The following is a 21,316-nucleotide window of genomic DNA, read 5'->3' as shown; positions in this document are numbered from 1 at the left end:
TGTTCGCCGACCTGCACACGCCCACCACACAAAATCCCCGCCTTCAGTCCGCCTGAAGGCGTTGTTCAAACCCGACTCAGTATGCGTCGGCGTCGCGCGAGAAGATCATCGACGAAATCACTGCGCAGAGCGACAAGGCGATCATGACGCCCATCGCGACGTCAAAGCTGACCTGCGCCAGAAATGCGACCGTGGCCACGCCGCCCAGCCTGGCGAAAGAGATGTCCAGGCTGGTCGAAATCGCGCTCATCCCTCTGGGCGCGAACCTCAGGACCATCTGCGTGGAGGGCGCATTGCTGCAGGCAAATCCGATGCCGGTCAGCGCCGCAGAGAGGACGTAACCCCAGATGCCATCCGACAGATAGGCCAAGGCAAATCCGACGACGATCATCAGCGGCGCCACGATGATGATGTAGCGAACCCGCGCGTTATCCACGCGATTTCGCAGAACGGTGCCCAAAATCGAAAAGCTCAGCCAGAGCACGGACAGCACAAGACCGATCGCGGTCAGGTCGTATCCCTTTTCCGTAAGCCGCATGGGCAGCCGGAAAAGATAGAAAGTTATACTTCCATAAGTGCAAAAGATATAGACGAATACCAGCCACAATTCGCGCGCCCGAAAGAGCGTGGCCAGGCCCGGCAGGGTGTGCAGAGCCGCGTCCTGCCCGCCAGCGCGGACCCGGAGGTTCACCAAAAGCGCCAGCAGCGAGACCAGCGCGAACAGGACGAACGCCGCCTCCCAGCCGATTGTCGATAGCGCCTGGCCCAGGCCGAGCGGCGCAAAGGCCGCCACGTATCCCACGATACTGCCCCAGAGCATCAATATCTTGCCAGGCCGGTTCGGAACGGCGCGCGTCAGCAGCAGCGGCACCAGTGGCGAAAAGATGCCGCCGCCGACGCCCTGCAAGATGCGTCCGGCAATCAGGGTTTCGAAGGTGTCGGCAAGCGAAACGACCAGCGAGCCACCCGCGAAGAGAAGCACGCCGGTCGTGAAAATCTTCCGGATACCGACGACATCCCCCAGAATACCCCCGAACAGAACCCCGAACGCAACCGAAATTCCGTAAGAGTTGAACACCCAGGCAAGGGCGCTCATCTCTAGTCCGAATTGCATCTGGATGTTCGGCAAGAAGAGCGGAACCAGCGTAAGCTCCATCACGAACGCAATGCTGACCGCAATGCATCCGATAATCGTACAGCGTGACGACAGGTCCATTTTCGCGCGCAAATCGGTCTCTGACACAGACATCTGTTAACCTTGTGCTGATCGTGGGCATCCGGCGGCGGTCAAAACGCCGTCAGGACACTGTGCCAACCGACTTCAACTCCGGTTTGCGCAGCGGTGTCTCCCGATCCTTAAGCAGTGCCTTCGGTTTTGACTGCAGGACATGCAGGATCTCACGCGTGTTCATCCACACAAGACAGTCTTCATCCGTGACCTGATCGTCCGGACCAACCCACTCGCCCGGTTCGCAGTGGATATAGCCGTGATGCATTTGCGTGCCCTTGAAGGCAAGTGCGGAATTGATGAACCCGAACACATAGTTGGGCGCCCATGATTTGAGCGCCAATTCGAACGCAATACGGGACAATAACGGCGTATATCCTTTCTTCCGATAGCCGCCCTCACCGCCGCAGAGCCAGAATTCACCGTGGTAACACACCTTTCCGGTGATGGCTTTCAGACCCCGAGGTCCGGAATAGAACGTACGGTCGGGGTCCGGCGTTGTGTTGGGCGTGATATATTTGTGCCTGTGCCTTTTTACATGCTGGCCCAGAGTTTCCCCGGATATGTCGAGAAATCGCATTGCCTGGGTATGGACCAATTCGTCTTTTTCATTGAAACCACATATCCAGAACGCATTCGTGTGGTCCACATAGGAACACGAAACGTCGAACATGGGATATATGGCGTGGCGGTTTTCCTGGGCCTGCCGTAGTCTGCGGTACTCTATAAAATCATCACCTATCTCCAGACGCATGCCTGCACCCTCAAGTTCCTTGAGGATGTCGGACATGTTGGCAATCATGGCGTAAATGGTGCGAGCGGGCATTTTTCCCCTTTTGTTCTCTGACTGCTGCCTCGAGAGGGAAAATAGCATCACATCGCACAGCTCGCCCGATGTTTTTCCGAACGGCGAAAATTTTCTAGATTTCAAAGTCCATGACCAGATCCTCCGGAACGTGGGACAGGAACTGGTCGTCGAGCGCATCGATCTCGACCTGTTTGGTGATCAGACCGAGCAAGCCAAGCCCCGGCGTGCCATCGGGAAAGACGCAACCAAGCAATAAACGTTGGAAACTGACGGGCACCACCTCGTCGGTCTCAGCCTTTGGCAGGTGCGCGAAAATGTGATCCAGCCGGACGCCGCCTTCGCCGTAAATCCGTGCGTAGGCGCCTGCGATGAACTCGTTGAAGTCGTCGCCGGCGTTGTCTTCTTGCATCAGTTTGCCGATCGCACTTTTCGACCACGTCCACCCGAACCATCGCGCATAGCCCGATTTTTCACCGACTTCGGCAAAAACCCAGCCGCTGGGCACTTTTCTGAAGAGCACGAGATACGGCCGCACCTTGGCCATCGCTTCGTGTTCGATTTGCGTCTGAGAGGCGCCCCAGGCGGCCACGACGCTTTTCATGATCGGCAGGCCGTTTGTGGCGATCTTACTGACGGGATGCTGTTGCGACAGGAATTCCCGACCGTCCTGATCGACGTAGCGATTTGATTCCAGCCATTCCGAGCTGGCTTTGTTCATCTTGGACTGGCAGGACCATTTCTCGATTTGCCGAAGAATGAATTCGGCCTCTGCAATCGAGGCGCGTCCAAAAGGGGTGAGTTGGTATTGACGGCTTTCAACCTTAAACAGAGACCCGCCCTTTATCGTTTCCAGCTCGTGGATATGGCGGCGCACGGTTTGGCGGGTCGCGTTGAGCTCTTCGCAGGTCCTGGCCAGATTCAAAGTCTTGCTCAACACCACAAAGGCGCGCAGCATCGGAACCGATGCGATACTAAGTTCCTTGGAATGGTACAAAATAGTCTCCGCAACGCAGGATGCGCATGATTGGTGGCTGACCGTCCATTGATCCACCGCAAAAATCGCGCTTGAACTCTGACACTGATGTATCGGCCAGACTTTGGTTTCAACTAAGGCGAGACGGGTGCATTTTTTGGGCTTTTTCTGTGCGGATTGTACATGGCCCGGCGGCCCGGTCCGTGCGTTTGGATCGCGCGGCGGAAAGGTTTTGGGGTAAGGTGCCATGTGGAGGGACTGAGTCGAGTCGGCATGGTGTAGACGGCGTTGGGCCAGCTCATGGCGGTCTTGTCGTAACGGGGCGTCCGTCTGGGCAGCACCGCCGCGCGATCAAGCTGCGAACGAGGCACCGGGTGGGGCGGGCGGCAAGGGCATCCAACTTGCGCTTTGCCCGCAGCGGGGCCCGCGACCTCCACCGATCTTCTGGCGTCATTTGCGCCGAGGTCGGGCGACATGACCGTCGGAGGCGCCGAAATGCGGCCGTCTTCGTCGGATTGAGGGAAAAGAGCCCGTGACACGGGCAACCGCGGCCTTTCGCGGCGGAAAATGCAGGACCAAAAAATCGAATTTACGTCAATTTATAACCATAATGCTGAAGGATTGTTTGGGGGGGGGTAAGAGGATTTTCATGAGCTGCAACATAGACAAGCTGCTGGACCTGTCCGCAAAGGCCGTCAGCCCGCCTCCCGGGTCGAGAAACGTGCGGCTGGGCAAGGTCGTAGAGGGGCCAGGCGGCAATTGGGTGCCATGCGCGACCGAGGTGACATCTGGCGTCTACTACTCGGGGCTGTTCATGGTCGGAAGCGGGCGACGACAGGTCTGTGTGACCGATGTGGCCATGTCATGCGCCGATATGGCATTGTCGCGCGCCATAAGGCTGGCGTCCAGCGCCGCGGCCTGACCGCCGGTCGAGATGACTGGCGCTAACCACCGATGAAATTCAGGACGAATTCCAGCCCCCCGGACACCTGATCGCACAGCACGATTACTCCGACCATGACGATCGCAAACCGATGCTTGGCGAGTGCCTCGGCAAGAAACATCCGCGTCGGTATGACTTCGGCCAGGCCGTCTTCGTTGATCTTTACATAAGCCACGGTTCGTATTCCTGTCACTGAGCCCCAAGCGGCATGTCGCGGTAGCGGGGAGCCGCCGACAACAGCCTGCCCAGCATCATGGGCAGCGAGGAAAGCGAACTCGAACAGATGTTCGGCCACCGGCTGGGTGAAATGGTGGACTGCCCGTCCTGATTGAACGTCACCTCCAGTTCGCTCTGCGAACGAAGCTCGGGAAAGCGCGAACTCTTCAAAGCGGGGCGCGCCCCGACGGAACCATTTACGCTGTCGTGTTGACCGCTTTCCTGTGCTTTCGACGTGTTCATGGGGCAATCCACCAATTTCTCAACTCACTCAACTGCAACACTCGTTCACTTCACAAAAAGGCTACTCGTCACTGGCCTTACACACTTACTGCTCGTCACCGACATGAAGGAGACTGATCTTCACTTGGTGTCACAATTTATAGCTCAAGCCCCAAACTCCGAACAATTATCCAAAAATTTCCCTCAAACAGGTGTTTAATTTACGGTTATGGGGTGATTTTTTTACCCATGAGCGACGGCCTTGAGGCGCGGGTTAACCCAATGAAATAAAACGATTTTAATTTCTCTTTATTTCCGCCCGAAGTTCCGCCCAATAAAAGCCACATTTCCCGCAAATTTGCGCCACAATATTACCTTGGAATTGTCTAATTCCGCGACCGGGATCCGCTGGTGCGGTCAAACCCCAGCGGATCATATCGGCGGTTCAAGAGTGTTCTTGGCTTTCTGGCCCCAATGGAACGCGGCGCCCGCCGATGTCAGAGGCGGCGCAGGGCGCGCAATTTCGCCGGATCGCCATCAGTCAGGGTTCTGGCGTTACGTTGCAGGCCCACGACTTGAGGCAGGGCAGAAACCGCCGCCGCGTGGCTGCAACCCCAGAGTGCACCCCAGTCGTAAGCCTGCCTTCCCGCACAAAGCTGCCTGCGGCATATGACCTGCGCCAGGACCGGGATCAGGACAGGGCGCGCCAGCCGATGTCCTTGCGGTAGAACCCTTCGGGCCAGTCGACCGAGCGGGCCAGGTCGTAGGCGCGGTCGCGGGCCTCTTGCAGGGTCGCGCCGCGGGCGGTGGCGTTCAGCACCCGCCCGCCGGTGGCGACGGTCTGGCCGTCGGTGCTGGTTGTGCCCGCGTGAAACATCATCTGCGACGAGGTTTCGGGCAGCGCCTCGAGCCCGCCGATCCGGGTGCCTTTCTTATAGGCCCCGGGATAGCCGGTTGCCGCCAGAACGACAGTCATGGCGTGATCGTCGGCCCAGTTGACCTTTGCCTCGGCCAGGCGGCCCTCGGCGCAGGCATGCATCAGGTCCATCGCCTGGGCCCCCAGCCGCATCATCAGCACCTGGCATTCCGGGTCGCCGAAACGCACGTTGTATTCCACCAGCCGGGGCTGGCCGTCCTGGATCATCAGACCGGCATAGAGCACACCCTGGTAAGGCGTGCCGCGCCGGGCCATTTCGGCCATCGTGGGTTTGACGATCTCGTCCAGGGCCTTTTGCGCCGTCGCCTCGTCCAGCACCGGCGCTGGGGAATAGGCCCCCATGCCGCCGGTGTTTGGGCCGGTGTCGCCGTCGCCGACGCGCTTGTGATCCTGCGCGGTGCCGATGGGCAGCACATCGGCCCCGTCGACCAGCACGAAAAAGCTCGCCTCTTCGCCCTGCATGAATTCCTCGATCACCACTTCGGCCCCGGCGCCGCCGAAGGCCCCGGCGAACATATCGTCGATGGTGGCCTCGGCCTCGGTGAGGGTTTCGGCGATGATCACGCCTTTGCCCGCGGCCAGCCCGTCGGCCTTGACGACGATGGGCATGCTTTGCCCCGCCAGATAGGCCTTGGCCGAGGCGGCATCGGTGAAATGGCCGTAGCCTGCGGTCGGCGCGCCGACGGCGGCGCAGATCTCCTTGGTGAAGGCCTTGGACGCCTCAAGCCGCGCGGCGGCGGCGGAGGGGCCGAAGACCAGGAACCCCGCGCCGCGCAGATCGTCGGCGACACCGGCGGCCAGCGGGGCCTCGGGGCCGACGACGATGAGGTCGATGTTGTTCTCTCCGGCAAACTCGGCGACCGCGCCGCCGTCCTCGATATCGAGCCGCGCACATTCGGCGATCAGGGCGATGCCCGCGTTGCCGGGGGCTACGATCAGCTTGTCGCATTTGGGGTTCTGCATCACGGCCCATGCCAGCGCATGTTCGCGGCCGCCGCCGCCGAGGATCAGGATGTTCATGGCGCCGCTCTCCGACTTGGCCTTTGCTCGGGGGCGTTCTAAGGTTCGGGCCGGGCAAGAGCAAGCAGGTGCCAGGCGATGGACGATCTGATCGACGACGACGGCGACGAGGGAGGGAACACGCCGGAATACACGGTGTCCGAGCTTTCGGGCGCGGTGAAGCGCGTCATCGAGGGCGAGTTCGGTTTCGTGCGCATCCGCGGCGAGGTGGGCCGCGTGTCGCGGCCCCGGTCCGGGCATATCTACCTCGATCTCAAGGACGACCGCGCGGTGATCGCCGGGGTGATGTGGAAGGGCGTCGCCGCCCGCCAGCAGACCCAGCCCGAAGAGGGGATGGAGGTGATCGCGACGGGGCGGCTGACCACCTTCCCGGGCCAGTCGAAATACCAGATCGTGATCGAGGACATCCGCCCCGCCGGCGCGGGCGCGCTGATGGCGATGCTGGAAAAGCGCAAGGCGCAGCTGGCCGCCGAGGGGCTCTTTGCCCCCGAACGCAAGCGTCCCTTGCCCTATCTGCCCGAGATCATCGGGGTGGTGACCTCGCCCTCGGGGGCGGTGATCCGCGACATCCTGCACCGTCTGCGCGACCGGTTTCCGCGCAAGGTGCTGATCTGGCCGGTGGCGGTGCAGGGCGCGAAATGCGCGCCCGAGGTGGCGCGCGCGATCGAAGGCTTCAACGCGTTGACGCCGGGCGGCGCGCTGCCGCGCCCCGATCTGATCATCGTGGCGCGGGGCGGCGGGTCGGTCGAGGATCTCTGGGGCTTCAACGAGGAAATCGTGGCGCGTGCGGCGGCGGCGTCGGCGATCCCGCTGATTTCTGCCGTGGGGCACGAGACCGACACGACGCTGATCGACTTCGTTGCCGACAAGCGCGCGCCGACGCCCACCGCGGCGGCAGAGCTGGCGGTGCCGGTGCGGCTCGAGCTGTTGTCCTGGGTCGGCGAGGCGGGCGCGCGGATGACGCGCGCGATGGGCCAGCGGATGGAGGTGCGCGGCCAACGGCTGCGCGATCTGGCCCGCGCGCTTCCGCGGCCCGAGGAATTGCTGGACACCCCCCGCCAGCGCGTCGACGTGCTGGGCGACCGGCTGCCGCAGGCGCTGATCCGGGGCGTGCAGCGGCGGCGCGTGGCGCTGTCGGACGCGGCGGGCAGTCTGCGGCCCTCGCTGCTGTCGCGGGGCATCGCGCATGAGCGCGCCCGCGCCGCGGACCGCGCCGCGCGGCTGGCCCCGGCGCTGGCGCGTCTTGTCATAGCGCGCCGCGAGGCGCTGGCCCGCCGCGCCGACCGGCTGAGCATGCGGCCGCTGCGGCGCGAGCTGGCGGCGCAGTCGGACCGGCTGGACACGCTGTCGAGGCGTATGCAGGATGCGCACAAGGGCCGTCTGTCAGAGCTGCGCCAGCGGCTGGACGCGCTGGAGAGGCTGCGCGCGACCATGGGCTACGAAGCGACGCTGGAGCGCGGTTTCGCGGTGGTGCGCGGGGACGGGCATGTGGTGACCGACGTGGCCTCGGCCAAGGCGGCCTCGGGGCTGGAAATCCAGTTCGCCGACGGGCGGCTCAAGATCGGCGGCGAGGCAAGCCCGCGCAAGGGCGGCAAGCCGAAACCTCCCGAACAGGGCAGCCTTTTCTGAAGAGGCAAGGCGCACGTTCGCCCCGGACATGATCTGGGGCCTCTTGCCTCATCTCTGGCTCAGAAGGTCCCGGCGCAGGCCCCGGACTGGAGAAAGCCTTCAGACGCCCACGTCCGGGCCGAGGCACAGCATCGGCTCTTCGTTCTGGTTGGCCTCGTAAAGCGTCGTGGCGTTCGGATCGTTCTGGAACATGGCGCGCAGCCCGTCGCCCTGCCGGAAGAAGGTCCAGCATTGCGGGGTGGGGTTGTCTTCGTAGACGAAACAGATCTGGCCGGCCTCTTCGTACCAGAAACCTTCCTTGCACTTGCCGTCCAGGAACGACCAGCGCACGCGGCGGTCGTCGAGGTATTCCTCGGCGCCGTAGGGCTGCCCTCCGAGGCCGAAATAAAGCGTTTTGCCAGTGACGTAGGATTCGAAATCCAGCGCCGACATCGGTTCGGCGGCGCGCAGCGGTGCCGCGAGCAGCACGAAGAGGATCGTAATCAGGCGTAGCATGGCGCAAACCTGCCAGAGCGGATCGCGATGGGAAAGGGGCAAAGTTAACGGTTGGTTAATTCCGGCGCGGCTCCGCCCAGGCCCGCGCGCGCCGGTCCATCACCCGGCGCCAGACCGGCGGCGCCAGCGCCAGCACGGCCATCACCGGCAGAGAATGGGGCAGGATCGGCATGGCCTGCCGGTCGATCCCCAGCCCCGGATAAGGGCGGGCGGGATGCGCGTGGTGGTCCGAATGGCGCGGCGCGTTCAGCATCAAGGCCGAGGAAAACCCCTGCGGCGCGTTCCAGCTGTGCTGGGGCCCGACAGGCTCGGGCCGGTCGCCTGTGACGCGGCGGCGCAGGCCGTAATGCTGGACGTAATCCGACAGCAGCAGCTGCAATTGCGCATAGCCCGCCAGCGCCAGGAGGACCGGCACGCCCGGCATACCTGCGACGGCAAAGGCCGCCGCGAGGCTGGCCAGCGCCCCGGCCGCATAGACCGCGTAAGGATGCCAACCGCTGCCGCTGCCGCGCGCCCGCAGGGCACGCTCGGCACGCCATCCCTCGACCAGGCTGCCGCGCCAGGCGCGCAGCGCGTAGCGCCAGAACCCCTCGCCCAGCCGGGCCGAATTGGGATCGCGGTCGGTCGCGGCATGCACATGGTGCACGCGCACATGGGCCGAGGCGTGATGCCCGAAAAGCAAAGAGCAATAGACCGCGACCCCCAGCCGCCGCAGGCCGCGGCGGCCTTGGTGGATAAGCTCATGGGCGTTGGAATTGCTGACCTGCCCGAGAAACAGCGCCAGCGCGGAGAAGAGCAGCACCTTGTCGATCAGCGGCAAGGGACCTGTCGCCAGAACATGCACCCCGCCGAAAAGCAGCGGAAAATGCACCAGCCCCAGCGCCACGGACAGGCCGGTGCCGGCCGGAAACGCCTGCCCCGGCGTGTCGGGTGCCGCCAGCGCCGCGATCTTGTCCATGAAGAAGGTGAAGACGGTGATATAGGCCAGCGCCAGCCCGGCCCACAGGCCGCCCAGCCCCATGGTCAGCGCCAAAAGCAGCACCATCGTCAGCGTGATTGCCGAAAAGCGGATCATGGGGCGCGCCTGTCTTTTGCCTCGGGTTTTACACCTATCGGAACATTCCGTCACCCATCGGGCCGAACCGCGACATTTCCAGGCCGTTCACGCGCCACCGCGCGTCGTTTTTCGCAAGCGGGCAGGGGAAGTTTGCGCCTATGGTGGCGCCAACGCAGAAGGAGAAGACCATGGCCTTGGACGAACGCAAGGGTGTCTGGAAGAACAGCCGCGGCAAGGGGCGGGGCACGCCCAAGGGGCGGCAGTTGGACGATGCGGCCTGGGCCGAGGTCGCGGCGCTCTTGGGCGACCGGCCACGGCGGCGCGATCTGCTGATCGAGTTCCTGCACCTGATCCAGGACCATTACGGCCACCTGTCGGCAGCGCATCTGCGCGCTTTGGCCGAAGAGATGCGGCTTTCCATGGCCGAGGTCTATGAGGTCGCCACCTTCTATGCGCATTTCGACGTGGTCCGCGAAGGCGAGGCGCCGCCGCCCGCGCTGACCATCCGGGTCTGCGATTCGCTCTCCTGCGAGCTGGCCGGGGCGGAGCAGCTGAAAACCGCGCTGGAAGAGGGGCTCGACCCGTCGCAGGTGCGGGTTCTGCGCGCGCCCTGCATGGGCCGCTGCGACACCGCGCCGGTGCTGGAGCTGGGGCACAACCACATCGACCACGCCACGCCGGAAAAGGTGCAGGCGGCAATCGAGGCTGGGCACACCCACGCCCATGTGCCGGGCTATCAGGGGCTGGAAAGCTACAGGTCTTCGGGGGGTTACGAGACGCTCTTAACCTTGCGTGGAAGTGGCGACTGGGAGGCGGTGCAGGACAAGGTACTGGCCTCGGGCCTGCGGGGTCTTGGCGGCGCGGGCTTTCCATCGGGCAAGAAATGGGGTTTCGTGCGCGGCAATCCCGGGCCGCGCTATCTGGCCGTCAATGGCGACGAGGGAGAGCCGGGCACCTTCAAAGATCGCTTTTACCTCGAGCGAGAACCCCATGTTTTCCTTGAAGGAATGCTGATCGCCGCCTGGGCGGTCGAGGCCGAGACCGTCTTTATCTACATGCGCGACGAATACCCCGCCGTGCTGGAAATCCTGCGCCGCGAGATCGCGGCGCTGGAAGAGGCGGGAATCGTTGCGCCCGACTATATCGATCTGCGCCGCGGGGCCGGGGCCTATATCTGCGGCGAGGAAAGCGCGATGATCGAGTCGATCGAGGGCAAGCGCGGTCTCCCGCGCCACCGGCCGCCCTATGTGGCGCAGGTTGGGATATTCGACCGTCCGACGCTGGTGCACAATGTCGAGACGCTCTTCTGGGTCGCCAAGGTCTGCCGTGAGGGGCCCGAGATCCTGTCGTCGATCGAAAAGAACGGGCGCAAGGGGCTGCGCAGCTATTCGGTGTCGGGCCGGGTGAAGGCCCCAGGCGTGCATCTGCTGCCCGCCGGATCGACCATCGCCGATGTCATCGCGGCGGCTGGCGGGATGATGGATGGCCATGTTTTCAAGGCCTATCAGCCCGGCGGGCCATCTTCGGGGATCCTGCCCGCGACGCTCGATGACGTGCCGCTCGATTTCGACACCCTGCAGCAGCATGGCAGCTTCATCGGCTCGGCGGCGGTGGTGGTGCTGTCGGACCAGGACAGCGCCCGCGACGCGGCGCTGAACATGCTGCGGTTCTTCGAGGATGAAAGCTGCGGGCAGTGCACGCCCTGCCGGGTGGGCTGCGAAAAGGCGGTCAAGCTGATGCAGGCCGAAAGCTGGGATCAGCCGCTCTTGGAAGAGGTCTGCCAGGCGATGGCCGATGCGTCGATCTGCGGGCTGGGGCAGGCCGCGCCGAACCCGATCCGGCTGACGATGAAGCATTTTCCCGACGAGCTTTGAGCCAGGGCAGGCGCGCTTGTGCGGGCTTGTGCGGCAGGCGGCTGTCTGTCGCCGCGCGGTCTGATCCGGATCGGATCGGCCTTGCCGATCCGACCGGAGCGAGGGGCGCTGCCCCTCGCGCTCCCCGGAGTATTTCTGCCAAGAAGAAGGGGAAAGGGGCGTCTTTGACGGGGCGGCGGTCGATGCGGATGTGTTTCAGCCGGTCGCGTCTTGTGCATTTTTGGATACGCGGTGACCGGGCCGCACTTGTCCCAGCGGGTGTTCCGGGATTGACTTGGACCGCGCAGAGGGACACTGACCGTTTACCTCGTCCAATATGCCGACGCTCCTTCGCGGCTTTGCCGCCAGACGAGATCGAGCGTTTCGCCCGCCACAAGCGCGCGGCAGGACATCCTCTGGCTATTGCTTGGTTTCGGTCGTGCCGAAGGCGGGTTGCGCGCCGAGCGGCTTTTCCGCGGGCCTTGGCGGTTTGAACGCGGTCAAACGCCGGTTGCGTGCCAATTCGCGACAGGCGGATTTGAAGGGCGAGCCTTTCTGCAGGCTGACGTCATGCGCCGGCCCGCCGGGCTGCGCCGCCAGCGTGAGAGGCCGTCGTGTCCGGCCCGTGGCGCGCGGCGCATTCGCCGATGGCATTGCAGGTGTCATGTGCGACCCGGCCGGGGCGCATACAGTCGGCGGGGTCGGTGGCCCGGCGGGCTGCACATAGATACCGGGGCGGCGGCCGGACCCGGCAGGAGCGGCGCAAGAAATTTCCCAGCACCGCGCCCTGTGGCGGGCCGGTCGCCGTCAAGCCGGGCTTTTCACCGGCGCGCTGGCGTATTAGGTGACTGACAGGCCAGACGGGATCGCACGATGTCATTTTTCGGCAAGCTCAAGAAAAAGCTCTTCAAGTCGTCTTCGAAGCTCGAAGAGGGGCTGGATGCCATCGTGCAGGAGGGCGGCAGCGCCGAGCCCGAAGAGCCGAGCCCGCCGCCCGCTGCCCCTCCGGCGCCGGAGACCCCGGTTCAGCCCGAGCCGGAAATCCGGGTTGTTCCGGAGCCGCCGGCGCCCGAGCCGGAACCCGAGGTGCCCGCGCCGGCCCCCGAGACACCGGCGCCCGCGCCCGAACCGCACCGGACACCGTCCGCGCCGGAAACCCCGGTCGAGCTGCCCCGGCCCGCGACCCCGACCGAGCCCGAACCGGCCCCGACAGAGCAGCCCGAACCGCCGCAGGAGGCGTTCCGGCCCGAAACCCCGCCCGAGCTGCCCACGGGTCAGGATGCCACCCCGCCGCCGGCGGATCGCACTCTGGACCTGGGTCCGATTGCCGATCTGCCGGCCGCCGATCCTGGCAAGCCCGGCCTTCTGGGCCGTCTCTTCGGGCGCGGTGGCGCGGCGCCCGCCGCCCCGGTCGTCAAGCGCGTGCTCGACGACGACATGATCGAAAGCCTCGAGGAGCTCTTGATCGCCTCGGACATGGGCGTCGACACCGCGCTGCGGGTGACCGCCAACATCGCCGAGGGCCGCTATGGCCGCCGCCTCTCGGTGCGCGAGATCAAAGAGCTGCTCGCCGCCGAGATCGCCCGCATCATGGAACCGGTGGCCCGGCCGCTGCCGCTTTATCCGACCAGGCCGCAGGTGGTGCTGGTGGTCGGCGTCAACGGGTCGGGCAAGACAACCACCATCGGCAAGCTGGCCAGCCAGTTTCGCGCCGCAGGCAAGCAGGTGGTGATCGCCGCCGGCGACACCTTCCGCGCCGCCGCGGTCGAACAGCTGCAGATCTGGGGCGACCGCGCCGGCGTGCCGGTGCTGACCGCGCCCGAAGGCTCCGACCCCGCCAGCCTGGCCTTCGACGCGCTGACCAAGGCCCGGGCCGACGGCGCGGACCTGCTGCTGATCGACACCGCCGGACGGTTGCAGAACCGCGCCGATCTGATGGAGGAACTGGCCAAGATCGTCCGTGTCATCCGCAAGAAAGACCCCGACGCGCCGCACAACACCCTGCTGGTTCTGGACGCCACGACCGGCCAGAACGCGCTCAACCAGGTCGAGACTTTCCAGAAGCTGGCCGATGTTTCGGGTCTGGTGATGACCAAGCTCGACGGCACCGCCAAGGGTGGCGTGCTGGTGGCGCTGGCCGACAAGTTCGGCCTGCCGATCCACGCCATCGGGGTGGGCGAGCAGATCGACGACCTGCAACCCTTCGACCCCGAGGAATTCGCCGCCGCGCTCACCGGCCTCGACACCGAATGACGCGCCGCGCCCTATCTTCATCTGGTCAGAAATATCCCGGGGGAGGCCGCAGGCCGGGGGCAGCGCCCCCCTGCGACACCCGCCAGTGAGCGCCTGGCTGATTTCCCTCGAAGGCACCGAGGCCGGACACACGCTCGCCCTCGCATTGGCCGTGCTCGCGGCCTTCCTGCACGCGGTCTTCGGCGCGCTGCAAAAAGGCCGGCACGATCCCTGGCTGTCGCGCGGGGCGATCGACGGCTCTTATGCGCTGATGGCAGCACCCTTCGCTTTCTTTGTCGTTCCCTGGCCCGCGCCGCATATGTGGCCGATCTTCGCCGGGGCCTTTGTCATCCATCTGGTCTACAAGTTTCTGCAGGCGATGGCCTATTCCAGGAGCGCCTACACGGTGGTCTACCCGGTGGTGCGCGGCACCGGGTCGCTTTTCGCGGTGATCGGGGCCTATCTGATCTTCGGCGAGCGTTTCACGGCCACCCAATGGCTGGGTATGGCGGTGCTGCTGGCGGGGATCTTCGGGCTGGCGATCTATAACCTGATCTACCTCACCGCCGCGCGCGACACGCTGCCCGCGGCGCTGGGGCTGGCGGTGGCCACGGGGCTTTTCGTGGCGCTCTACACCACCTACGACGCTTACGGCATCCGCGCGGCGGCCGATCCCTTCACTTTTCTGGCGTGGTTCTTCTTCATCGACGGGCTGGTCTTTCCGGTGCTTGCCACGCTGCGCTGGCGGGCGATGGCGGCGCCGCCTTCGGTCGGCCCCTTGCTGGCGCGCGGGGTGATCGGCGGCGTGGTGGCGTTCTTCAGCTTCGGCTCGATCATGCTGGCCACGCGACTCGACAAGGTCGGCGAGGCGGCGGTGCTGCGCGAAACCTCGACCGTCTCCGCGGCGCTGATCGGCTGGCTGGTGCTGCGCGAAACCGTGGGGCCGCGCCGCATCGCGCTGATGGCGCTGATCGCTTTGGGCGCGGTGATCGTGGAATTCGGCGGTTAGGGCCGCGCTCCATTGCCCCTTGGCCCCGATACGCTTATCTCAGCCCAAAAGGAGACGCGCATGGCCGACCGTCAGATCAACCCGTTCCTGAAATCCGCTCTCGAACTGGGGCCGGTGATCGGCTTCTTCGTGGCCTATCTCTGGCTCAAGGACCGGGTCTTTACCATCGGCGGCACCGAATACGACGGCTTCATCGTCGTGACGGCGGGGTTCATCCCGGTGTTTCTGGCCTCGATCGCGGCGCTTTGGGCGCTGACCGGGCATCTGAGCCGGATGCAGGTGGTGACGGCGGTGCTGATCGTGGTCTTCGGAGGGCTGAGCGTCTGGCTCAACGACGAGCGCTTCTTCAAGGTCAAGCCGACGCTGATCTACCTGCTTTTTGGCGGCGTTCTGGGGTTCGGCCTTTTGCGGGGGCAATCGTACCTGCGCTACGTGATGGAGGGGCTGATGCCGCTCAAACCCGAAGGCTGGATGATCCTCACGCGGCGCGTCACCGCGCTGTTCCTGGGGCTGGCGCTGCTGAACGAGGTGATCTGGCGCACGATGAGCACCGAAACCTGGGTCTATTTCAAGACCTTCGGGCTGAGTGCGGCGATCTTCGTCTTCTTCATGTCGCAGACCGGGCTCTTCAAGGCCTACGGGCTGGAGGACGAGGGCGAGTAACCTCAGACCGCGCGGTCGATCTTGGTCGAGAGCTGGATCAGGCTTTCGGAACTGCGCACGCCCTTGGCGTCGCCGATCATGTCCAGCAGCCGGTCCAGCGCCTCGGTGTTGTCGGCGCTGATCTCGAGGATCAGGTCGAACCGCCCCGAGGTCGTGTGCACCCGCTCGACCCCCGCCAGCGTCTTCAGCCGCGCCAGCACCGCCGGGCCGCTGCGCGGCTCGATCGACACCAGCACCGTGGCGCGCAGGGCCGGGCGCAGGCCGGGGCCCGCGCGCAGGGTGAACCCCGCGATCACGCCTTGCGCCAGCAGCCGGTCGATGCGCGCCTGAACGGTCGTGCGCGCCAGCCCCAGCCGCCGGGCCAGATCGGCGACGGGCATCCGGGCGTCCTCGGCCAGAAAGCGCAGCAGCGCGCGGTCGTTGTCGTCGATCTGCATGATAAAGCCTGCGAATTGTCGATAATTGCCGCTCACTCTGCCCAAATCACCAGACGATTCCGAGTCATTTTTGCCGGACACTGGTGTTAGAGCAAAAAGACTTGAGGCAGAGCATGGTCATTCATCCCGCATTCGCGTCCGATCCGCGCGGCTGGCTTCTGGCGCATCGTCCCGACGATCCCATCGCCTTCTTCGATCCGCAGGCGCTTCAGCGAACCGCATATAGCTTTCAAGACGGCTTTCCGGGGCTGGTCAGCTACGCGGTCAAGGCGAACCCGGACAAATCGGTGCTAATGACGCTCTGCCGGGCGGGGATCGCGGCCTTCGACGTCGCGTCTCCGCGGGAAATGGCGCAGGTGCGCGCGGTCTGCCCCGAGGCGGCGCTGCATTACCACAACCCGGTGCGGTCTTGCACAGAGATCGAGGCCGGGTTGGCGGCTGGCGTGGTCTCGTGGTCGGTCGACCGGATGTCGGAACTGGACAAGCTGGCCGCACTACCCGAGGGCACCGAGATCGCGGTGCGGCTGGCCCTGCCGGTGGCGGGCGCGGCCTATGATTTCGGGTCGAAATTCGGCGCAGCACCCGAGGTCGCCTGCGCGCTGCTGCGCGCCGTCGCCGAACGGGGCCTGACCCCGTCGATGACCTTTCACCCCGGCACGCAATGCGAATCCCCCGAGGCCTGGGCGCGCTATATCGCGGCCTGCGCGGGCATTGCGCGGCAGGCCGGCGTACGGCTGGCGCGGCTGAACGTCGGCGGGGGCTTTGCCGCGCACCGCGCCGCCAAGGCCCCGGACCTGAGCGCCATCTTCAAGGCCATCCGCAACGCGACCGCCGAGGCTTTCGGCAACGACGCCCCCCAACTCGTCTGCGAGCCGGGCCGGGCGATGGTGGCCGATGCGGTCACGGTGGCGCTGCGGGTCAAGGCGCTGTCGGACGAGGCGGTCTTTCTTAACGACGGGCTTTACGGCGCGCTGGCCGAGTGGCGCGATCTGGGGCCGTGCGGGCGGATCGCCGTGATGTCGCCCGGCGGCGAAACCCGCGCCGCCAAGCCCCGACAATGCGTCCTCTTCGGGCCGACCTGCGACAGTCTCGACCGGGTGCCGGGCCACGTCGCGCTGCCCGAGGACCTGGCCGAGGGGGATTATCTGATCCTCGGGGGCATGGGCGCCTATGCCGCCGCCATCGCCACGCGGTTCAACGGTTACGGCGCGCTGCGGCAGGTGACGCTGACCGGCGCGGGGCAGATGTACTCTGGACACCGGCGCATGTCAGTCTAGTGTCGCCCCCAACAGATAAGCGCGAGGGGTTCCCATGGAAAAGTTCGGCAAAAGCCAGTCGGTCAAGCGGGTCGAGGATGTGCGGTTCCTGACCGGGCAGGGGCGCTATGTGGACGATGTCGCCCCGGACGGCGCGCTCAGGGCCTATGTGTTCCGCTCGCCGGTGGCCCATGCAGCGATCACGACGCTTGATGTCAGTGATGCGCGCGAGGCCGAGGGCGTGCATCTGGTGCTGACCGCCGACGACCTGCTGGCGGCGGATGTCAACGTCGCCATGGCCGGTACGCTGGTGACGAACCGCGACGGCACCAAGGGCGCGGCGCCGGAACGGCCTCTGCTGGCGCGCGGGCGCGTGCGTTTCGTTGGCGAGCCGGTGGCCATGGTCGTGGCCGAGACGCTGCAACAGGCGCGCGACGCCGCCGAGCTGATCGAATTCGACTATGACGAGCTGCCCGTGCACATGGAGGTCGCCGCCGGCGGCGCCGCCATCCACCCCGAAGCCCCCGACAACCGCGCCTTCGACTGGGGCCTGGGCGACGAGGCCGAGACCGAGGCCGCTTTTGCCGCCGCGGCCCACCACATCGTGCTCGATGTCGAGGACAACCGCGTGATCGCCAATTCGATGGAGCCGCGCGGCTGTTTCGCCGATTGGGACGGCGAACGCCTGCATCTGGCGGTGAACGGACAGGGCGTCTGGGGGTTCAAGTCGGCGGTATCGGCGGCGCTGGGGCTGGAGCCCGAGGCGGTGCATGTGACCAACCCCGACGTGGGCGGCGGCTTTGGCATGAAGGCTTTCAACTATCCCGAATACGCCGTGGTCAGCCACGCGGCGCGCGCGCTGGGCAAGCCCGTGCGCTGGATGTCGGACCGCAGCGAGGCGATGCTGTCGGACAACGCGGGCCGCGATCTGACCACGCGCGCCGAATTGGCGTTTGACGCCGATCACCGGCTGCTGGCCTACCGCGTGCATTCGGTCTGCAACCTGGGGGCCTACAATTCGGGCTTTGCGCAGGCGATCCAGACCGAGCTTTTTTCCAAGGTGCTGACCGGCGTCTACGACGTGCAGACCGCCTATATGCGCTGCGAGGGGATCTACACCAACACGACCCAGGTCGACGCCTATCGCGGGGCCGGGCGGCCCGAGGCGATCTATGTGATCGAGCGGGTCATGGACCGCGCGGCGCGCGATATGGGCATCGACCCGTGGGACCTGCGGCGCAAGAATTTCATTCCGGCGGCGCATTTCCCCTACAAGACCGTCGTCGGCGAAACCTATGACGTGGGCGATTTCAACCGCGTTCTGGATCACGCCGCGCAGGCCGCCGACAACGCCGGTTATGCCGCGCGCAAGGCCGCGTCCGAGGCGGCGGGCAAGCTGCGCGGGCAGGGGCTTTGCTATTACATCGAAAGCATCCTGGGGAACCCGTCCGAGGACGTGAGGGTGGAATTCACCGAAGAGGGCGGCGCGAAGATCTATGTCGGCACGCAGTCGAACGGGCAGGGGCACGAGACCGTCTTTGCCCAGTTCCTGGCGGACCAGACCGGCATTCCCGCCGACCGGATCGAGGTGGTGCAGGGCGACAGCGACCTGATCCCCTCGGGCGGCGGCACCGGCGGGTCGCGGTCGGTGACGGTGCAAACCAACGTGACGCTGGTGGCGGTGGCCGACATGGTCAAAGGCTTTTCGGAATTCCTGGCGGGCGAGATGGGGGTCGATGCGGATGCGGTCAGCTTCGACGACGAAACCTTCCGCGCCGAGGGCTCGAACGTGACGCCCACCATGCTCGAAGCCGCCGAGATGGCGCGCAAGGCGGGGCGCGAGGATCTGCTGACCTGGAAGGCCCGCTCGCAGCTCGAGGCGCGGTCGTTTCCCAACGGCGCGCATGTGGCCGAGGTCGAGATCGACCCGGAAACCGGGCGCACGGTGGTCGACCGCTATTCGGTCGTGGACGATTTCGGCAACCTCATCAACCCGATGCTGGCCGAGGGCCAGGTGCATGGCGGGGTGGCGCAGGGCATCGGCCAGGCGGTCACCGAACGGGTGGTCTATGACGACGAGGGCCAGCTGCTCACCGCATCGTTCATGGACTATGCGATGCCGCGCGCCGATGATGTGCCCATGATCGGCTTTGCCACCGAACCGGTCCCTTCGACCGCCAATGCCATGGGCATGAAAGGCTGCGGCGAGGCGGGCACGGTGGGGGCGCTGGCGGCGGTGGCCAATGCGGTGCAGGATGCGCTGTGGGACCGCGGCGTGCGCCAGGTGGACATGCCGTTCACACCGCAACGGGTCTGGAGCTTGCTGAGGGATGACCGCATCGCGGCTGAGTGACACGCTTCTGGGATGGGTCCGCCGCCGGTTCGCGACGGGCCATTCCGCGCTGGTGCGCCGGCGCGGGCCGCTCGATCATGTGATCATCCTCGACGGCACGATGTCGTCGCTGAGGCCCGGCGAAGAGACCAACGCCGGGCTGACCTACCAGTTGCTGCGCGAACGCAATCACGCCTCGCTTTACTACGAGGCCGGGGTGCAGTGGGACGATTGGTGGGCCACCGGCGACGTGATGATGGGGCGCGGGATCAACCGGCAGATCCGCCGGGCTTATGGCTATCTGGCCTCGCGCTACCAGCCCGGCGACCGGATTTTCCTGATGGGTTATTCGCGCGGCGCCTATGCGGTGCGTTCGCTGGCCGGGGTGATCGACCGGGTGGGGCTCTTGCGGGCCGAACATGCCACGGTGTCGAACATCCGCCAGATCTACCGGCTCTATCAATTCGATCCGCACGGGGCGTCGGCGCGGGCCTTTGCCCGGGTCCGCTGTCATGACACGGCCCCGATCGAGATGGTCGGGGTCTGGGACACGGTGAAGGCGCTGGGGCTGCGGCTGCCGCTGTTCTGGCGGCTGTCGGAACGCAACCACGCCTTTCACAGCCATCACCTGGGCCACTCGATCCGGCACGGCTTTCACGCGCTGGCGCTGCATGAGACGCGAGAGGCCTATGCGCCGGTGCTCTGGCACTGCCCCGAGGATTTCCCGGGCATCGCCGAACAGGTCTGGTTTCGCGGCACCCATGGCGACATCGGCGGCCAGCTGAGTGGCTTCACGCCGGCGCGCGGGCTGTCGAATATCCCACTGGTGTGGATGCTGGAACGGGCGGAGGGCTGCGGGCTGGAGCTGCCCGACGGCTGGCGCGCGCGCTTTCCCTGCGATCCCGAGGCGCCCTCGGTGGGCACCTGGCGAGGGGTCGGCAAGCTTTTCCTGCTGCGCGGTCCGCGGCAGGTGGGACGCGACCGGTCCGAGCGGATCCATGACAGCGCGCGGCTGGCCGCGCCGGCCGAGGCGAAACCGGCGTTTTGACCGCGAAGAGGGGCCGGGTGTGGGGTCAAGACTTTTTGTTCACACTTTCTTGAAAGGCCTTCAAGATGTGTCTTTTGTGCCTATCTAACTGTCAGGCCCGCAGGTTCGGAACCCCTGCGGGACCTTCACTGTCCCTCGTTCCGTCACTTGCGCCCGGGGCTGCCGCCTTGGGCGCTTTTTCTTGGCGCGGCAGCGGCGCGCGTCTTTACAATGGCCGCGCCTTTTGCTTTGCCTGCGCCGTTCCAAACCTTTCGGGCCGCGCCTCATGACCTATTCCGACGCTTATCTGAAGAAGATCCTGACCCGCACGCGCAAGATCGCCATGGTGGGCGTGTCGATGAACCCGGTACGTCCGAGCTTTTTCGTGGGGCGTTACCTGAGCCTCAAGGGTTTCGAGGTGGTGCCGGTCAACCCGGGCCATGCCGGAAAGCGGCTTTTCGGGGCTGAGGTGCGGGCGGATCTGGCCTCTTGCCCGGACGATATCGACATGGTCGATATCTTTCGCCGCTCCGAAGCGGTGCCGACCATCGTGGACGAGGCGCTGGAGCGGTTCAAGGGATTGAAGACGATCTGGATGCAGATCGGGGTCGAGCACGCGGAGGCCGCCGCCAAGGCCGAGGCGGCGGGGATGGATGTGATCCAGAACCGCTGTCCCAAGATCGAATACCAGCGGCTGTTTCACGAGCTGCGCATGGGCGGGTTCAATACGGGGCATGTTTCGTCGCGGTTGTAATTCGTCGCGATTGCAAGGGGTTGCGCCGCGCTGCGCGCGTCGCCCCTGCTCGGCCGCGGGCAAGCCCGCGGCCGAGCAGGGGGTTGGAATGGGGGCGCTGCCCCAAAACCCCCCGGGATATTTTTGACCAGATGAAGAGTGGGGACCTGCGTCAGGATTTGCGTGCGTTCGCGCGGCGGGAGTGGGCTGGGGCAAGGGTCCCGAATGACGGGATATTTTTGACCG

The 21,316-nt window shown here is 65.4% G+C and carries 19 protein-coding genes; 10 read left to right on the top strand and 9 right to left on the bottom strand.

Going from position 1 to position 21,316, the window contains the following annotated elements:
- Positions 1-76 precede the first annotated feature (76 nt).
- The 3 genes from RXV88_RS08605 to RXV88_RS08595 all read right to left on the bottom strand — a co-directional run bounded on the left by RXV88_RS08605 (position 77) and on the right by RXV88_RS08595 (position 3,258).
- Positions 77-1,216: an MFS transporter gene (locus RXV88_RS08605; RefSeq protein WP_316291991.1), complete on the bottom strand. Its 1,140-nt coding sequence runs from the start codon at positions 1,214-1,216 to the stop codon at positions 77-79.
- An 82-nt stretch (positions 1,217-1,298) separates the two neighbouring features.
- Positions 1,299-2,054: a hypothetical protein gene (locus RXV88_RS08600; RefSeq protein ID WP_316291989.1), complete on the bottom strand. Its 756-nt coding sequence runs from the start codon at positions 2,052-2,054 to the stop codon at positions 1,299-1,301.
- A gap of 94 nt (positions 2,055-2,148) precedes the next feature.
- Positions 2,149-3,258: a LysR family transcriptional regulator gene (locus tag RXV88_RS08595; protein WP_316291987.1), complete on the bottom strand. Its 1,110-nt coding sequence runs from the start codon at positions 3,256-3,258 to the stop codon at positions 2,149-2,151.
- A 400-nt stretch (positions 3,259-3,658) separates the two neighbouring features.
- On the opposite strand from RXV88_RS08595, the gene RXV88_RS08590 reads away from it, so the two are divergent.
- A complete protein-coding gene (locus tag RXV88_RS08590) occupies positions 3,659-3,931 on the top strand; it encodes a hypothetical protein (RefSeq protein ID WP_316291985.1) in 273 nt (90 codons plus the stop codon).
- Between the two features lie 22 nt (positions 3,932-3,953).
- Here the strand turns inward: RXV88_RS08590 and RXV88_RS08585 are convergent, their stop codons facing one another.
- The 3 genes from RXV88_RS08585 to purD form a co-directional block, all read right to left on the bottom strand.
- Positions 3,954-4,127 (bottom strand): hypothetical protein, encoded by a 174-nt coding sequence (locus RXV88_RS08585; RefSeq protein WP_316291983.1) that lies wholly within the window; start codon positions 4,125-4,127, stop codon positions 3,954-3,956.
- 14 nt (positions 4,128-4,141) lie between these two features.
- On the bottom strand, positions 4,142-4,411 hold the full coding sequence (locus tag RXV88_RS08580; protein ID WP_316291981.1) for a hypothetical protein: 270 nt from the start codon (positions 4,409-4,411) through the stop codon (positions 4,142-4,144).
- A 670-nt stretch (positions 4,412-5,081) separates the two neighbouring features.
- Positions 5,082-6,347, bottom strand: coding sequence for a phosphoribosylamine--glycine ligase (gene purD / locus RXV88_RS08575; RefSeq protein ID WP_316291979.1), 1,266 nt, complete (start codon positions 6,345-6,347; stop codon positions 5,082-5,084).
- A 78-nt stretch (positions 6,348-6,425) separates the two neighbouring features.
- Here purD and xseA point away from each other — a divergent pair, with 78 nt between their 5' ends.
- On the top strand, positions 6,426-7,976 hold the full coding sequence (xseA, locus tag RXV88_RS08570) for an exodeoxyribonuclease VII large subunit (protein ID WP_316291978.1): 1,551 nt from the start codon (positions 6,426-6,428) through the stop codon (positions 7,974-7,976).
- A 99-nt stretch (positions 7,977-8,075) separates the two neighbouring features.
- Here the strand turns inward: xseA and RXV88_RS08565 are convergent, their stop codons facing one another.
- Both RXV88_RS08565 and RXV88_RS08560 read right to left on the bottom strand, forming a co-directional pair.
- Complete coding sequence (locus RXV88_RS08565; RefSeq protein WP_316291976.1) at positions 8,076-8,471, bottom strand: hypothetical protein; 396 nt, start codon at positions 8,469-8,471, stop codon at positions 8,076-8,078.
- A 55-nt stretch (positions 8,472-8,526) separates the two neighbouring features.
- Positions 8,527-9,546 carry an alkane 1-monooxygenase gene (locus tag RXV88_RS08560; RefSeq protein ID WP_316291973.1) on the bottom strand — a complete coding sequence of 340 codons (1,020 nt, stop codon included), beginning with the start codon at positions 9,544-9,546 and terminating at the stop codon, positions 8,527-8,529.
- Between the two features lie 170 nt (positions 9,547-9,716).
- Between RXV88_RS08560 and RXV88_RS08555 the strand changes: the two genes are divergently transcribed.
- The 4 genes from RXV88_RS08555 (at position 9,717) to RXV88_RS08540 (ending at position 15,285) form a co-directional block, all read left to right on the top strand.
- Positions 9,717-11,402 carry an NAD(P)H-dependent oxidoreductase subunit E gene (locus tag RXV88_RS08555; protein WP_316291972.1) on the top strand — a complete coding sequence of 562 codons (1,686 nt, stop codon included), beginning with the start codon at positions 9,717-9,719 and terminating at the stop codon, positions 11,400-11,402.
- An 852-nt stretch (positions 11,403-12,254) separates the two neighbouring features.
- Positions 12,255-13,634, top strand: a complete 1,380-nt coding sequence (gene ftsY / locus RXV88_RS08550) for a signal recognition particle-docking protein FtsY (RefSeq protein ID WP_316291970.1) — start codon at positions 12,255-12,257, stop codon at positions 13,632-13,634.
- 85 nt (positions 13,635-13,719) lie between these two features.
- Positions 13,720-14,622: an EamA family transporter gene (locus RXV88_RS08545; protein ID WP_316291968.1), complete on the top strand. Its 903-nt coding sequence runs from the start codon at positions 13,720-13,722 to the stop codon at positions 14,620-14,622.
- 60 nt (positions 14,623-14,682) lie between these two features.
- The gene (locus RXV88_RS08540; protein ID WP_316291966.1) at positions 14,683-15,285 is read left to right on the top strand and encodes an inner membrane-spanning protein YciB; all 603 of its coding nucleotides are present in this window, start codon (positions 14,683-14,685) and stop codon (positions 15,283-15,285) included.
- 2 nt (positions 15,286-15,287) lie between these two features.
- On the opposite strand, the gene RXV88_RS08535 is transcribed toward RXV88_RS08540, so the two are convergent.
- Positions 15,288-15,722 carry an Lrp/AsnC family transcriptional regulator gene (locus RXV88_RS08535; RefSeq protein WP_316291964.1) on the bottom strand — a complete coding sequence of 145 codons (435 nt, stop codon included), beginning with the start codon at positions 15,720-15,722 and terminating at the stop codon, positions 15,288-15,290.
- A gap of 113 nt (positions 15,723-15,835) precedes the next feature.
- Here RXV88_RS08535 and RXV88_RS08530 point away from each other — a divergent pair, with 113 nt between their 5' ends.
- The 4 genes from RXV88_RS08530 (at position 15,836) to RXV88_RS08515 (ending at position 21,091) form a co-directional block, all read left to right on the top strand.
- Positions 15,836-16,999 (top strand): type III PLP-dependent enzyme, encoded by a 1,164-nt coding sequence (locus RXV88_RS08530; protein ID WP_316291963.1) that lies wholly within the window; start codon positions 15,836-15,838, stop codon positions 16,997-16,999.
- 34 nt (positions 17,000-17,033) lie between these two features.
- On the top strand, positions 17,034-19,331 hold the full coding sequence (locus RXV88_RS08525) for a xanthine dehydrogenase family protein molybdopterin-binding subunit (protein ID WP_316291962.1): 2,298 nt from the start codon (positions 17,034-17,036) through the stop codon (positions 19,329-19,331).
- Positions 19,309-20,358: a DUF2235 domain-containing protein gene (locus RXV88_RS08520; RefSeq protein WP_316291960.1), complete on the top strand. Its 1,050-nt coding sequence runs from the start codon at positions 19,309-19,311 to the stop codon at positions 20,356-20,358. The genes RXV88_RS08525 and RXV88_RS08520 overlap by 23 nt, the downstream gene beginning before the upstream one ends.
- A 265-nt stretch (positions 20,359-20,623) precedes the next feature.
- On the top strand, positions 20,624-21,091 hold the full coding sequence (locus RXV88_RS08515) for a CoA-binding protein (RefSeq protein WP_316291958.1): 468 nt from the start codon (positions 20,624-20,626) through the stop codon (positions 21,089-21,091).
- Positions 21,092-21,316 lie beyond the last annotated feature (225 nt).

Origin of the sequence: Aestuariicoccus sp. MJ-SS9 (assembly GCF_032586235.1) — a bacterium.
Lineage (GTDB): Bacteria > Pseudomonadota > Alphaproteobacteria > Rhodobacterales > Rhodobacteraceae > Aestuariicoccus.
Note: the sequence above shows the minus strand (reverse complement) of the source record. Positions and strands in the feature narration are given on the sequence as shown.

Excerpts from the sequence above, each read along its gene's own strand:
- RXV88_RS08605 (WP_316291991.1), bottom strand. The coding sequence starts at position 1,216 with ATGGACCTGTCGTCACGCTGTACGATTATCGGATGCATTGCGGTCAGC.
- RXV88_RS08600 (WP_316291989.1), bottom strand. The coding sequence starts at position 2,054 with ATGCCCGCTCGCACCATTTACGCCATGATTGCCAACATGTCCGACATC.
- RXV88_RS08595 (WP_316291987.1), bottom strand. The coding sequence starts at position 3,258 with ATGGCACCTTACCCCAAAACCTTTCCGCCGCGCGATCCAAACGCACGG.
- RXV88_RS08590 (WP_316291985.1), top strand. The coding sequence starts at position 3,659 with ATGAGCTGCAACATAGACAAGCTGCTGGACCTGTCCGCAAAGGCCGTC.
- RXV88_RS08580 (WP_316291981.1), bottom strand. The coding sequence starts at position 4,411 with ATGAACACGTCGAAAGCACAGGAAAGCGGTCAACACGACAGCGTAAAT.
- purD (WP_316291979.1), bottom strand. The coding sequence starts at position 6,347 with ATGAACATCCTGATCCTCGGCGGCGGCGGCCGCGAACATGCGCTGGCA.
- xseA (WP_316291978.1), top strand. The coding sequence starts at position 6,426 with ATGGACGATCTGATCGACGACGACGGCGACGAGGGAGGGAACACGCCG.
- RXV88_RS08565 (WP_316291976.1), bottom strand. The coding sequence starts at position 8,471 with ATGCTACGCCTGATTACGATCCTCTTCGTGCTGCTCGCGGCACCGCTG.
- RXV88_RS08560 (WP_316291973.1), bottom strand. The coding sequence starts at position 9,546 with ATGATCCGCTTTTCGGCAATCACGCTGACGATGGTGCTGCTTTTGGCG.
- RXV88_RS08555 (WP_316291972.1), top strand. The coding sequence starts at position 9,717 with ATGGCCTTGGACGAACGCAAGGGTGTCTGGAAGAACAGCCGCGGCAAG.
- ftsY (WP_316291970.1), top strand. The coding sequence starts at position 12,255 with ATGTCATTTTTCGGCAAGCTCAAGAAAAAGCTCTTCAAGTCGTCTTCG.
- RXV88_RS08540 (WP_316291966.1), top strand. The coding sequence starts at position 14,683 with ATGGCCGACCGTCAGATCAACCCGTTCCTGAAATCCGCTCTCGAACTG.
- RXV88_RS08535 (WP_316291964.1), bottom strand. The coding sequence starts at position 15,722 with ATGCAGATCGACGACAACGACCGCGCGCTGCTGCGCTTTCTGGCCGAG.
- RXV88_RS08530 (WP_316291963.1), top strand. The coding sequence starts at position 15,836 with ATGGTCATTCATCCCGCATTCGCGTCCGATCCGCGCGGCTGGCTTCTG.
- RXV88_RS08525 (WP_316291962.1), top strand. The coding sequence starts at position 17,034 with ATGGAAAAGTTCGGCAAAAGCCAGTCGGTCAAGCGGGTCGAGGATGTG.
- RXV88_RS08520 (WP_316291960.1), top strand. The coding sequence starts at position 19,309 with ATGACCGCATCGCGGCTGAGTGACACGCTTCTGGGATGGGTCCGCCGC.
- RXV88_RS08515 (WP_316291958.1), top strand. The coding sequence starts at position 20,624 with ATGACCTATTCCGACGCTTATCTGAAGAAGATCCTGACCCGCACGCGC.